This window comes from Fusobacterium perfoetens, assembly GCF_021531595.1.
Lineage (GTDB): Bacteria > Fusobacteriota > Fusobacteriia > Fusobacteriales > Fusobacteriaceae > Fusobacterium_B.
Map to the genome: position 1 here is coordinate 199,441 of NZ_JADYUD010000001.1, position 13,854 is coordinate 213,294.

General features: G+C 28.7%; 11 protein-coding genes and 1 pseudogene. 9 read left to right on the forward strand and 3 right to left on the reverse strand.

The window, feature by feature from the left end:
* Positions 1 to 20: 20 nt before the first annotated feature.
* Both I6E17_RS00885 and mgsA read right to left on the reverse strand, forming a co-directional pair.
* A complete protein-coding gene (locus I6E17_RS00885; RefSeq protein ID WP_235234954.1) occupies positions 21 to 1,634 on the reverse strand; it encodes an ABC-F family ATP-binding cassette domain-containing protein in 1,614 nt (537 codons plus the stop codon).
* A 226-nt stretch (positions 1,635 to 1,860) separates the two neighbouring features.
* Positions 1,861 to 2,247 carry a methylglyoxal synthase gene (gene mgsA / locus I6E17_RS00890; RefSeq protein ID WP_235234956.1) on the reverse strand — a complete coding sequence of 129 codons (387 nt, stop codon included), beginning with the start codon at positions 2,245 to 2,247 and terminating at the stop codon, positions 1,861 to 1,863.
* 202 nt (positions 2,248 to 2,449) lie between these two features.
* Here mgsA and I6E17_RS00895 point away from each other — a divergent pair, with 202 nt between their 5' ends.
* The 6 genes from I6E17_RS00895 to I6E17_RS00920 all read left to right on the forward strand — a co-directional run bounded on the left by I6E17_RS00895 (position 2,450) and on the right by I6E17_RS00920 (position 7,358).
* Positions 2,450 to 3,349, forward strand: coding sequence for a phosphatidylserine decarboxylase (locus tag I6E17_RS00895; RefSeq protein ID WP_235234958.1), 900 nt, complete (start codon positions 2,450 to 2,452; stop codon positions 3,347 to 3,349).
* A gap of 10 nt (positions 3,350 to 3,359) precedes the next feature.
* A complete protein-coding gene (locus tag I6E17_RS00900) occupies positions 3,360 to 3,785 on the forward strand; it encodes a NusG domain II-containing protein (protein ID WP_235234960.1) in 426 nt (141 codons plus the stop codon).
* Between the two features lie 23 nt (positions 3,786 to 3,808).
* Entirely contained in the window at positions 3,809 to 4,921 is a 1,113-nt protein-coding gene (locus I6E17_RS00905) for an AI-2E family transporter (protein WP_235234962.1), read from the forward strand.
* Complete coding sequence (locus I6E17_RS00910; protein WP_235234963.1) at positions 4,921 to 6,054, forward strand: THUMP domain-containing class I SAM-dependent RNA methyltransferase; 1,134 nt, start codon at positions 4,921 to 4,923, stop codon at positions 6,052 to 6,054. The genes I6E17_RS00905 and I6E17_RS00910 overlap by 1 nt, the downstream gene beginning before the upstream one ends.
* Position 6,055: 1 nt before the next feature.
* On the forward strand, positions 6,056 to 6,694 hold the full coding sequence (locus I6E17_RS00915) for a hypothetical protein (RefSeq protein WP_235234964.1): 639 nt from the start codon (positions 6,056 to 6,058) through the stop codon (positions 6,692 to 6,694).
* Between the two features lie 124 nt (positions 6,695 to 6,818).
* Positions 6,819 to 7,358: a peptidylprolyl isomerase gene (locus tag I6E17_RS00920; protein WP_235235016.1), complete on the forward strand. Its 540-nt coding sequence runs from the start codon at positions 6,819 to 6,821 to the stop codon at positions 7,356 to 7,358.
* A 529-nt stretch (positions 7,359 to 7,887) separates the two neighbouring features.
* Here I6E17_RS00920 and I6E17_RS00925 read toward each other — a convergent pair.
* Positions 7,888 to 8,913, reverse strand: a pseudogene (locus I6E17_RS00925) (asparaginase); the annotation flags it as partial.
* A gap of 152 nt (positions 8,914 to 9,065) precedes the next feature.
* Here I6E17_RS00925 and I6E17_RS00930 point away from each other — a divergent pair.
* The 3 genes from I6E17_RS00930 to hsdR all read left to right on the forward strand — a co-directional run bounded on the left by I6E17_RS00930 (position 9,066) and on the right by hsdR (position 13,848).
* Positions 9,066 to 9,581: a shikimate kinase gene (locus tag I6E17_RS00930; protein WP_235234966.1), complete on the forward strand. Its 516-nt coding sequence runs from the start codon at positions 9,066 to 9,068 to the stop codon at positions 9,579 to 9,581.
* Positions 9,582 to 9,599: 18 nt separating this feature from the next.
* Positions 9,600 to 10,382 (forward strand): SDR family NAD(P)-dependent oxidoreductase, encoded by a 783-nt coding sequence (locus I6E17_RS00935; RefSeq protein ID WP_235234967.1) that lies wholly within the window; start codon positions 9,600 to 9,602, stop codon positions 10,380 to 10,382.
* 253 nt (positions 10,383 to 10,635) lie between these two features.
* Entirely contained in the window at positions 10,636 to 13,848 is a 3,213-nt protein-coding gene (gene hsdR, locus I6E17_RS00940) for a type I restriction-modification system endonuclease (RefSeq protein WP_235234968.1), read from the forward strand.
* Positions 13,849 to 13,854 lie beyond the last annotated feature (6 nt).

Consider the following 13,854-nt stretch of genomic DNA (forward strand, 5'->3'; position numbering starts at 1 on the left):
CAGGGTTAATTTTTTATTTACTAATCATTATCTTTTTCTTCATCTATTTTCATTTGAATATAATCATCATAAGTCATTAATTTATCAATAATTTTTCCATCAGGAAGAATTTCAATAATTCTGTTTGCAACTGTTTGAATAAATTCGTGGTCGTGTCCAGCAAATAAAATAGTTCCAGGGAATTTTATAAGTGCTTTGTTAAGTGATGTAATAGATTCAAGATCTAAGTGGTCTGTAGGGTTATCAAATAAAAGTGCATTTGCTCCAGACATCATCATTCTTGAAAGCATACATCTTACTTTTTCTCCTCCAGATAAAACTTTTGCTTTTTTAAGAGATTCTTCACCAGTGAAAAGCATTCTTCCTAAGAAACCTCTTACAAAAGAATCGTGCTGATCAGGTGAATATGGTCTTAACCAGTCAACAAGATCTAAGTCAACACCTTCAAAGAAAGCAGAATTATCTTTAGGCATATAAGCATGTGTTACAGTAACTCCCCATGTAATTGTTCCTGAATCAGGTTCTAAATCTCCTGCAAGAAGAGAAAGAAGAGTTGTTTTAACAATATCGCTTTCAGAAAGGAAAACAACTTTATCTTTAGTATTTATTGTAAATGAAAGATTATCAATTACTTTAACACCATTTATAGATTTAGTAAGGTTTTCAACTTTAAGCATGTTATTTCCTGCTTCTCTGTCAGGTTTAAATTCAATGAATGGATATTTTCTGTTAGAAACTTGCATATCTTCAAGCTGTAATTTTTCAAGTTGTTTTTTTCTTGATGTAGCTTGTTTAGATTTAGCTGCATTGGCACTGAATCTTGCAATGAATTCTTGAAGTTCTTGTCTTTTTTGTTCAAGTTTTTTATTTTTATTAGAAATTAATGATAACATAAGTTGACTTGATTCATACCAGAAGTCATAGTTACCTACGAACATTTTAATTTTTCCATAATCAATGTCAGCAATGTGTGTACATACTTTATTTAAAAAGTGTCTGTCGTGAGATACAACTATAACAGTTGTGTTTTCAAGATCCATAAGGAAATTTTCAAGCCATGCAACAGCTTTTATATCAAGTCCGTTTGTAGGCTCGTCAAGAAGAAGTACATCAGGATTTCCAAAAAGACATTGAGCTAAAAGAACTTTAATTTTTTGTGGCTCGTTAAGTTCTTTCATAAGCATTTCGTGATATTTTGCTCTTAAACCAAGTCCTGTAAGAAGTGTGCTTGCTTCTGATTCAGCTTCCCAACCATTAAGTTCAGCAAATTCACCTTCAAGGTCTGCAGCTCTCATACCATCTTCTTCAGTAAAGTCTTCTTTAGCATAGATAGCATTTTTTTCAACCATTATATCCCAAAGTTTTTTATGCCCCATAAGAACAACATCTAAAACTTTAACATCTTCATATGCAAAGTGGTTTTGTGATAAAACTGCCATTCTTTTATTTTTATCTAATATTACTTCTCCTTCAGTTGGAGTTATTACTCCTGAAAGTATTTTTACAAAAGTAGATTTTCCTGCACCATTGGCACCGATAAGTCCATAACAGTTTCCCGGAGTAAATTTAATATTTACATCTTCAAAAAGTTTTTTATCAGGAAATCTCATACTAAGATTACTTGTTGATATCATTTAATTATTTTCCTCCTCAATTTTTTAAACATACACATTATTATATCATAGAAATAATTTTTTTAAAACAGAATAAAATTTTATTCTAAATAAAGATTTATTAAGATAAAAAATATGTGATTATATTTTATGAAACACCAAAAGATAGAATCTTAAAAACCATAAAATAAAAAAGCAGCACATAACTATGCTGCTTTAGAAATTAAATTTTTGAATATAAATTTAATTATAAGATTCCATTTTCAAATTTTAAACCTGTTATTAAAAGCTGAGCAGCTCTTTCATTAGTCGCCATTGGTATATTGTGTACATCACAAAGTCTTCCTAATGCTCTGATATCAGGTTCATGAGGCTGACTAGTAAGGGGATCTTGGAAAAAGAAAACAGCATCAATTAAACCATTTGCTACATCAGCTCCGATTTGCTGGTCTCCTCCTAGAGGTCCTGAAAGATATCTTTTTATATTAAGACCAGTTGCCTCCATTATTCTCCCTCCTGTAGTTCCTGTTGCTACAAGTTCATAATTTCTGAAAAACTCAACATGTTCTTTGACAAATTTAACAAGATCGTCTTTCTTTTTGTCATGTGCAATCAATGCAATTCTTTTTTTCATTAGTATCCTCCAATAAAATAAATTTGTATTTTCCGCTGCTCTATAATTTATTATATAATATTTTATTATTTCAGGAAAGTGTGATAAAATACAAGAGAGATTTTTTTCTCTTGGTTATCATATTTTTAATAATTATATAATAAAGAAAGTAAAAAATCTATAAAAATAAAGTAAAATTAAAAATCTAATATTGGGAGCAGAAATGGAATTTAAGCAAATAGAATATATTAATAGAAGCACAGACAAAATTGAAATAGAAAAAGTTCCCGGAGAAAACTTTTTAAAATTTTTATATTACAACCCTTTTGGAAAGCTTGCTCTTGAAGCTACAGTAAAAAGAAAGTTTCTTTCAAAATGGTATGGAAAAAAAATGGATAGTCCTGAATCATGTAAGATGATAGAAAAGTTTGCTAAGGACAATGGGATAAACCTTAATGAATCTAAAAAAAGTTTAAAAGAATTTAAATCTTTTAACGATTTTTTCATAAGGGAGTTAAAAAATGGAGCAAGAAAAATAGATTATGATGAAGATACTTTAGTCTCTCCTGCAGATGGGAAAATTCTTGTTATAGAAAATCTTCATGACAGCAGTAAGTTCTTTTTAAAAGGAGAAGAATTTACACTGAATGAGTTTTTTAAAGATGAAGTCCTTGCAGAAAAATATCAGGGAGGAATAATGGTAATAGTAAGACTTGCCCCTGTAGATTATCATAGATTCCATTTTCCAGCAGATGGAAAAATATCAGAAAGTAAAGAGATAAAGGGATATTATTATTCAGTATCTCCTCATGCTATAAGAAAAAATTTCAGAATTTTCTGTGAAAATAAAAGAGAATATTCCGTTCTCTCAACAGAAAAATATGGTGATATATGTATGTGTGAAATAGGAGCTACAATGGTAGGAGGAATAAAACAGACATATAAGCCTGAAACATTTGTGAAAAAAGGAGAGGAAAAAGGATACTTCTATTTTGGAGGTTCAACTGTTATAATGTTCCTTGAAAAAGACAGGGTTGAAATTGACAGAGATATTCTTGAAAACAGCATAAATGGAATAGAAACAAAAATATTTATGGGTGAAGGAATAGGAAAAAAATTCTAATTATAAAAATATGAATTCTTTAATTAAGGAGAAAACATTGAAAAGAAAGCCATGTTATTTTAAAAAGGGAGACATTATTATTTATTTGTTTCTTTTCGTATTTTTCTTTTGTGCTGTTAAATATGTTATTGGAATAGAAGCAGTAAAAGGGAATAAAATAGAAATATATGTAGATAACCAGCTTAAATATGTATATCCTCTTCAAGAAAAAAGACAAGATTATTTTATAAATACAAACCTTGGAGGAGTAAATGTTCAGGTTGAAAAAATGAAGGTAAGGGTTACTTCTTCAAATTCACCTTTAAAAATATGTGTGAAACAAGGCTGGATTTCAAATGCAGGAGATGCGATAATAGGTATTCCTGACAGACTTCTTATAAAAATTGTTGGAGAGAAAAAAGACGGTACAGAGGAACTGGATAGTATAGCCAGATAAATATAACAAAAGGTGGTACTTTGATGAAATACAAACATTTATTTATAAAAGCTTTAATAGTAGGAACTCTACTTATTCTTATTCAGACAATGTTTCAGAATATGAATGGTTTTTTAAGCATTTTAAATGGACTTTCTAAATATCTTCGTCCTTTTATATATGCTATGTTTATAGCAGTGCTACTTAATCCTATGGTAGAATTTACAGAAAAAAAACTAAATTTTAAAAGAGGAATGGCAATAGCCTTATCTCTTGTAGCTCTTGTGGTATTTTTAACTGCAACACTTCTATGGTTTATACCAAATCTTATAGAAAGTTTTGAAGAAATTATAGAAAAATTTCCAGCTTTTCAAGAGAATTTTAATAAATACTTAGAACAAGTATTCCAGTTTTTAAGAGAAAAAAATCTTTTGTTTATGGATGGAGAAGAAATAAAGCAAGCTATACAAGATTTCTTTGTGAAAAATATGAATAATATAAGAGCTCTTCTAATTTCACTAGGTCTTAATGTAATTGATTGGATAGTAGAGATATTTATAATTTTTCTTGGTGGTTTTTTAGCTCTTTATTTTATTTATAACAGAGAATATTTTATGCAGTATATAAAAAATATGATATTTATTTTTTATGGAGAAAAAGAAGCTGATGAAGGGCTTTCATTTCTTATAGAATGTAAAAATATTTTTCTTAATTATATGGCAGGAAGAATAATAATATCGGTTATAGTAGGAATTATAGCTTTTGCTGTTATGAAAATAGCAGGAGTTCCTTATGCACTTTTAAATGCAGTTATGATAGGTGTTGGAAATATGATTCCATATTTTGGTTCAATAGCTGCAGGAATCATAGCATTTATTCTTGTTCTTTTATCAAATCCTGTCAAATGTTTTTATCTTCTTCTAGCAATAATAATTGCTCAGAATGTTGATGGATATATAATAGGTCCAAAAATTTTAGGAAAAAGTGTGGGAATAAGTTCTTTCTGGATAATAGCTTCCGTCATAATTATGGGAAATATTATGGGAACTTTAGGAATGTTTTTAGGTGTTCCTATATTTGCAATAATAAAACTTATTTATATAAGAATATTAAAAAATAAAAAAGAAAAATTAAAGATTGAGGAGAAACAAAACTAATGAAAGATTTTACAATAATTGCATCATCAACTATGGGACTTGAAAGCATAGTAAGAGATGAATGTGTTGAACTTGGATTTAAAGATGTGCATGCTTTTAATGGAAAAGTTGAATTTAAAGGAAATTTTAAAGATGTAGTAAAAGCTAATATTCACCTTAGATGTGCAGATAGAATATTTATAAAAATGGGAGAATTTAAAGCTCTTACTTTTGAAGAACTTTTTCAAAATGTAAAAAAAATAAAATGGAGTGAAATAATAGAGAAAAATGGAGAATTCCCTATAAGTTGGGTAAGTTCTGTTAAATCTAAATTATTTTCTAAATCTGATATTCAGAAAATAGCTAAAAAAGCTATAGTTGAAAATATGAAAGAAATTTATGATATAGAAAAATTCCCTGAGAATGGAGCTCTTTTCAGAATAAAGATTCAAGGAAATAAAGATATTTTTACAATAATGATAGACACAAGTGGTGATGCTCTTCATAAAAGAGGATACAGAAATCTAATAAATGAAGCTCCTCTTAAGGAAACTATGGCAGCAGCTCTTGTAAAATTAAGCCGTTGGAAAGGTGGAGACAGACCTTTTGTTGATCCTATGTGTGGAACAGGTACTATTGCCATTGAAGCTGCAATGATAGGAAGAAATATTGCTCCAGGAGTAAACAGAAATTTTGCTGCTGAAGAATGGAAAGTTATCCCTAAAGATTATTGGATAGATTTAAGAGATGAAGCTTTTTCTCAGGAAGATTATGAAAATAAAGTTATGGTTTATGCTTCTGATATAGATGCAGAAACTATAAAAATAGCAGAAGAAAATGCAGAGAGAGCAGGAGTTGAAGAGGATATTCTTTTTGAATGTAAAAACTTCCTTGATCTTGAACCTACAGCAGAAAAAGGTTGTCTTGTAACAAATCCTCCTTATGGAGAAAGACTTTTAAATGATGAAAAAGTTGAGAGACTTTACAGACTTCTTGGTGATGTATGTAAAACAAGATTTCCTAAGTGGTCTTATTATATAATTACTTCTTATCCTGAATTTGAAAAATATTTTGATAAGAAGTCAACTAAAAATAGAAAACTTTATAATGGTGGAATAGAATGTCACTATTATCAATATTATGGTGAGAGATAAAATGAATAAGAAAGATTTTAAAGATTACAACACAGAAGTAATGCTGCAAATATTAAGAAATGCAGAAGTAAATTTAAGAACAGCAGAAAAAGAAAATGATAATGAAAAAATAAAATTTATAAAAGAAGAAATAATACCTAAATATGAGAAGTTATATCTTGCATTGGCAGAACTTGATATAAGAGATAAATCAGAAGAAGAAATAAAAACTTTTAAAGAAACAGTTGATAAAATAGCTGAAACAAATGGACTTACAGAAGAATATATAAAAAATTGTATTTCTGTAAGAGAAGAATTAAAAGGAAAATCAGGTTCAGAAGTAACAAAAAGAATGTTTGAATATGCAGTAAAAGATCTTAAAAAGAAAAAAAGAATTCTTCTTGAAAGAATGGATGTACTTTTAAAAGAAGAAGCACAACTTGAAGCTGATTTAAAAGAATGTATTCAATATGATGCTGAAATGGAGATATCAGGAAAAATTGTTGATGTAAGAGAAAAAAAGAGAGATTTAAAAGAAATTTTAGATGCAAATGATATAGAAATTGCAAGAATAGAAAATGATATAAAATCAAGATGGAAATATGAAATATATGGAACAATATCAAGAGATGAACTGAAAAAAGCAGCAGAGGGAGAATAATATGATAAAAACTCTTATACTTTTCATAGTTGTAATATTTTTAGTTACAATAGGAAGAAATAAACTTGCAGGAACTCCTGTAAGAAAAAATATAAAAATATTAGAAAATAAAGCGGAGGTATCAATGTCAGATTTAGTATTAAATGCAAAAATAGTTACAGATAAAGGGGATATAAATTTAAAACTTTTCCCTGAAGTAGCACCACTTACAGTTTTAAATTTCACACATTTAGCTAAAAGAGGATATTATGACAATCTTAAATTTCATAGAGTTATAGCTGATTTTATGATTCAAGGAGGAGATCCAACAGGAACTGGAGCAGGAGGACCTGGATATCAATTTGGAGATGAATTTAAAGAAGGACTTGTATTTGACAGAAAAGGGCTTCTTGCAATGGCAAATGCAGGAAAAAATACAAATGGATCACAATTTTTTATAACTCATGTGGAAACTCCATGGCTTAACTATCATCATACAATTTTTGGAGAAGTTGTTTCTGATGCAGATCAAGAAGTTGTAAATAAAATAGCTCAGGGAGATATAATAAAAACAATAGAGATTACAGGAGATTTTGATAAATTCTTAACAGAAGAAAATAAAAAAATGACTGAACAAATGGATGAAATGCTTGATAGTCAGTTTCCAAATTTAAAAAAATATTAATATAAAAAGAGAGCAAAATTGCTCTCTTTTTTTGTGGATTTATCAGTAGTTTTGAAATTCTCTAATATAAAATTATTATAATAGAAAACTTCTTAAAATGTAAAGTTAATACTTAAGTATATCTAATTATATTAGGTTATAAATAAATATATTTATCTTAAATCTTTTCATAGAAAATATTTATATCAAAATTACTGAAGGAGAAAGATTCCTTAGAAATAATACTTATAATTAATTTATCATCTGTGAAAATATAATTTTTAGATGTATATGAAATAGTTGTAAAAATAGAATTACTATTTTTTAAATCCTTTTCTATAATATAAGTTTTACTTTGAGCATCTTCTGAACTATTATATACATCAAGTTTAAATTCAGCAGAAGTTTGACAGCTGTCTTTTAAACATATATTGTGAATATCAATATCAATTTTCACAAGATCATCTGCAGACACTTTTTTAGGAAGAGTAATTTCATAGGAAAAATTCTCTGAATACTTATCATTTGTAAAAGCATAGTTGCATTGGCTTATAGATTGTTCTCCTGCAAGGCTCATCATCATTTTTTGTTTAATTTCTTCCATAGAAATATTTTTTCCAAGAAGATACATAAGTTTTGTTACAGCAGCTTCAGGAGTAAGATCACTTCCACTTATAACACCAGCCTGAATAAGACGGCTGCTTGCTTCATAAAGTCCCATTTTAACCATTCCTGTTGTGCATTGAGAAATATTTACAACAATTATTCCTTTAGAATTAAGATATTCAATAACTTCTATAAATTCATCAGAAGTAGGAGCATTTCCGTTTCCATATGTCTTAAGAACAACTCCCTTTAATTCTGTCATGTTTGTAAAAAGATTCTTTAAAAATGAAGGCTTAATTCCTGGAAAAAGTTCAAGGATAAGAACATTATTATCAAAACATGGTTCTATAAAAAAAGGTTTCTTAGGAAGAGGAGAAATATTTCTTGATATTTTTATTTCTGCTCCCACTTCTCCAAGAGGTTGAAAATTTGGAGAAGAAAAACCAAAATAATTTGTAGCATCATTTTTTCTGGCTCTGTTTCCTCTTATAAGAGAATCTCTGAAAAAAATAGCAACTTCAGGTACAAGAGGGATGTCATAAAGTGAATGTCCTGCAATTTCAATAGATGTAATAAGATTTTGAAGAGCATCACTTCTTACAGATTGAAGTGGCTTTTGAGAACCTGTAAGAATTACAGGTTTTGAAAGGTTTCTAAGCACAAAAGAAAGAGCAGAAGCAGTGTATGCCATTGTATCTGTTCCATGCAGAATAACAAAACCTCTGTATTTATTATAGTTTTCGTAAATAATGTGAGCTATTTTTATCCATGCTTCAGGTGACATGTTTGATGAATCTATAAGAGGACTAAGCTGACAGTAATCTATAGGAAAACTATTAAGCACAGGAAAATCTTTTGAAACTTCTTCCCAGTTGTTTGCAGGTCTTAAAGGACTGTAAGGATTTCCTTTTTCTTGATGAACCATACAAATAGTTCCCCCTGTATTTATAATTAAAATTTTATCTTCTATTTTTATCAACTCCTTTTGGAAAACTAAAATCATATCACATTATAATATAAATACTACAAAAATAAAAATAAATTATATATTTTTAATCAATGTAAAAATATTGTATGAATAAAACAGAAGGTATGATATACTCTAAAATGAGAGGTGAAAATATGAAAGATAATATTGCTCTGATTGGATTTATGGGCAGTGGAAAAACGACAATAGGAAGGCTTTTGGCAAAAGCTCTTGATATGAAATATATAGATATTGACCGGGAAATAGAAAGAATAGAACAAAGACCTGTTACTGAAATCTATAAAGAAAAGGGAGAAAATTATTTTAAAGATTTAGAAAGAAAAATAATTGCCAGAGAATCTCTTGAAAATAATATAGTTATATCAACAGGAGGAGATTCAATAGTAGATAATAAAAATATAAAGAGTTTAAAAGAAACATCTTTTGTGGTATACTTAAATTGTAGCATAGATTGCATATATGAAAGAGTAAAAGATAAAACACACAGACCTCTTTTAAATGTGGAAAATGTCTATGAGACAATAGTTGAACTTTATAATAAACGAAGAATACTTTATCAAATTTCATGTGATTTCATTGTGGATATAGATACGAATACTAATATGTATGATACAGTTGACAAGATAAAAGAAAAGTATATATTAAGTTAAATTAGGAGGGAAGTTTCTATGGAAAGCAGATTAACAGGAAAAGTAGTATTAATCACAGGAGCAACAGCAGGAATTGGAAGAAGTACAGCCTTTGGTTTTGCTAAAATGGGGTGCAGACTTGTTCTTCTTGTAAGAAATGCAGAAAAAGGTGAAGCACTTAAGAAAGAGATACAAGAAAAATATGATGTAGAAATCAAACTTTTAATAGTTGATGTAAGAGATGCAAAAGGTATTGAAGCAGCAATTTTAGGTCTTCCAGAAGAATGGAAAAAAATAAGTATTCTTGTAAATAATGCAGGTCTTGCTTATGGACTTGATAAAGTTTATAAAGCAGAAATAGATGATATTGATACTGTAATAGATACAAATATCAAAGGAATGCTTTATGTAACAAGAGTAGTTGTACCTTTAATGCTTGAATATAAAATGGAAGGTCATGTAATTAACCTTGGTTCAATAGCAGCTGTTTCAGCTTATGCAGGTGGAGCAATTTATTGTGCTACAAAAGCAGCTATAAAACTTTTAAGTGATGGATTAAGAATAGACCTTGTTGATACTCCAATAAAAGTTACTAATATTCAGCCAGGTGTTGTAGAAACAGGATTCAGCCTTGTAAGATTTAAAGGAGATAAAGAAAGAGCAGATGCTGTTTATAGAGGAATAGAAGCTCTTACTCCAGATGATGTTGCTGATACTATTGTTTATGCTGCAAATATTCCACATAATGTTCAATTAACTGAAATCACAATGACTCCTTGCCATCAAGCTGATGGAAGATGTATTCATAAAGAAGTAAAATAGTTGAAAAAATTATATAAGAGATTAAAGAGAGGGTATTTTATCCTCTCTTTTTTTATAAAATAAATAATTAAAAATTTTGATATAAAGTTATAACTTTAATTTAATAATTTGAATATAATTTAGCTTAAATATATGTTAAAATAGACCTAAGATATAATGAAGAAGATAAGACTTATATTTTTGGGGTGATTATATGGCTACAAACTTTGAATTTTAAAAAAAAGATTGGAGTATATTGGCTCAAATAGGAGAGATGGCAGAGTATACACTGCATAAAGATCCAAATACTGCAATTATAAAAATAAGACAATTAGGGGAATATATAGCCAAGTTAATGATAAAGGTAGAAAGACTTCCTGAAGTTGAAAACCAGATAGACAGAATTAGAGTTTTAAAAGACTATGATTTAATACCAGAAGATATAGATAAAATTTTTCATAAAATAAGAAAAGCTGGAAACATAGCTGTACATGATATGAAAGGTGAAATGGCAGAGGCAGAAGCTCTGCTTTCACTTGTTGTAAAACTTTGCGGCTGGTTTAATGAAGTTTATGGAAGTGACTGCACTTTTAATTCAGAAGATATAGAATATAAAACACCTGAATATATTGATTATAAAGAAAAATATGAGGCTCTTCTTTCTGAAGTTGAAATTAAGTCTAAAGAGTTTCAGGCTTTAAAATCTGAAGATATAACACATAAAACACCTGAAGAAAGAAAGAGAATAATAAGAAGTAAAAAGCCAATAGAACTTACAGAAGCAGAAACAAGAGTTCTTATAGATGAGCAGTTAAGAGAAGCGGGTTGGGAAGTTGATACTAATTCTTTAAATTATAAATTAAATAAAACTCTTCCTGAAAAAGGAAAGGCAATGGCAATAGCAGAGTGGCTGTGTATCAAAGAAGATGGAGAAAAAGGATATGTAGACTATGCTCTTTTTTATAAAAATACTCTATATGGTGTGATTGAAGCTAAAAGATATGGTGTAGATATTACTTCTGCACTTAATAGAGATGCAAGAATGTATGCTAAAGGTATATTTATTCCTGAAGATATTAAACTTTGTGATGGAGCTCCATACAGTAAATATAAAGTTCCTTTTATGTTTGCAAGCAATGGAAGAGAATATAATAAAGATTTAATTGAAAAATCAGGTATCTGGTTTTTAGATGGAAGAAAAGAAAATAATGTTTCAAAGCCTCTGAAAGGATTTTATTCTCCTGAAAACTTAGAGAAATTGATGGAAAAAGATGATGATTTAGCAAATAAAAGACTTGCTGAAAATTCAATAGAATATTTAAAGTCACCAGATGGATTAAATTTAAGATATTATCAGGCTGAGGCAATAGAAGCTGTAGAAAATGCTCTTATAAGTGGAAAACATAAAGTTCTTCTTACAATGGCAACAGGAACAGGTAAAACAAGAGTTGCCCTTGGAATAATATACAGACTGATAAAAAGCAAGAAATATAATAGAATCTTATTTGTTGTTGACAGAGCAAGTCTTGGAGAACAGGCAAATGATACATTTAAAAACACAAAAATAGAAGACCAATATACACTGTCACAGCTTTACGATATAAAAGATTTAGAGAGCAAGTTCCCTGAACATGATACAAAAGTACATATTGTAACAGTTCAAGGACTTATTAAAAGAGTTTTATTCCCAAATGATGAGAATTATCTTTCAGTAGGAGATTATGACTGTATTATCGTTGATGAAGCTCACAGAGGATATATTTTAGATAGAGTTCCAACAGAGGAAGAAGCTCTTATAAGAGATGAAAAAGAATATCAAAGTAAATATAGAAATGTTATAGAATATTTTGATGCAGATAAAATAGCTCTTACAGCAACACCTGCTCTTCATACTTATGAAATATTTGGAAACCCTGTTTATGAATATTCATACAGACAAGCTGTACTTGACGGTTACCTTGTAGATTTTGAGCCACCATATAAAATAGTTACAAAGCTTGGAAAAGATGGGATACATTATGAAAAAGGCAGTGAGATAAAGGTTTATGATACATCTACACAGGAAGTAAAGATAGTTGAAAACTTGGAGGATGAACTTGATTTTGATATTACAAAATTCAATACTAAAGTTATAACAGAGGGATTTAACAGAGCTGTATGTCAGGCTCTTGTAAATGAAATAAGCCCAGAGGGAGAAGAAAAAACTCTTATCTTTGCAGCAAATGATGAGCATGCAGATATGGTTGTAAGAATTTTAAGAGAAGAGTTTGAAAATCTTGGAGCTTACCAGATGAATAATGACATGATAACTAAGATAACAGGCTCTGTAAAAGATGTTGATAAACTTATAAGAAAGTTTAAAAATGATAATTACCCTACAATAGCTGTTACAGTTGACCTGCTTACAACAGGAATAGATGTTCCAAAAATTTGCAATCTTGTGTTTTTAAGAAAAGTAAAAAGCAGAATTTTATATGAACAGATGATAGGAAGAGCAACTAGACTTTGTCCTTCAATAAATAAAGAATGCTTCAAAATATATGATGCAGTTGATATTTATAAGGATTTGGAAAAATACTCAGATATGAAACCTGTTGTTACAAGTCCTAAAACTTCTATAGAAGATTTATTTAAAAATTTTGACGATATAAAAGAAGATGAGAAATCTGTATCATATTTTATGGAACAGATTGTTGCAAGACTTCAGAGAAAGAAAAATGTTATTAAAAAAGAAAATGAAAATCGTATCAAAGTTCTATCAAAAGAAATGAGAGGGGAAGAGATAACAGATATAGATAAATATTTTTCTGATTTAAAAAATGCAGAGGATAGTAAAAAAATTGAAGTTTTAGAAAAAGAAAAAGAGTTTTTAATATATCTTGATAAAATTAGAATAGAAAATAATAATTATAAGGTTATATCACATGAAAGTGATGAAGTTCTTTCAATAGAGCAAGATTATGGAGAAAATAAGACTCCTGAAGATTATCTTGAAAGTTTTAAAAAATATGTAAAAGAGAATGAAGATAAAATTGAGGCTCTAAAAATACTTAAGACATCTCCAAAGGCTTTTACTAAGGAAGATTTAAAAGAGATAAAAAAATCTCTTGATGCCTATGGATATAGTGAAACAAACCTTAATACAGCTTATAAGACTGTAAAAAATGAAGATATTTTAATAGATATTATTTCTTTTGTTAAATATGCAATTACAGAAGATAAAAATGAGCTTATAAGCAAAGATGAAAAAATAAGAAAAGTTATGGAAAAAATAAGAAAACTTAATACTAAATGGAGCAAACCTCAAGAACAGCTTCTTAAAAGAATAGAAGCTATGTTAAGAGGCGATGAATATATTACAAAAGAAGATTTTAATGATGGACAATTTAAAAAAACTTATGGAGGAGCTGAAAGAATAGATAAAATTTTACAAGGAAAACTTGATGAAATTATGGAAATAATATATGATGGCATTCTGCTAAATTAATAAATT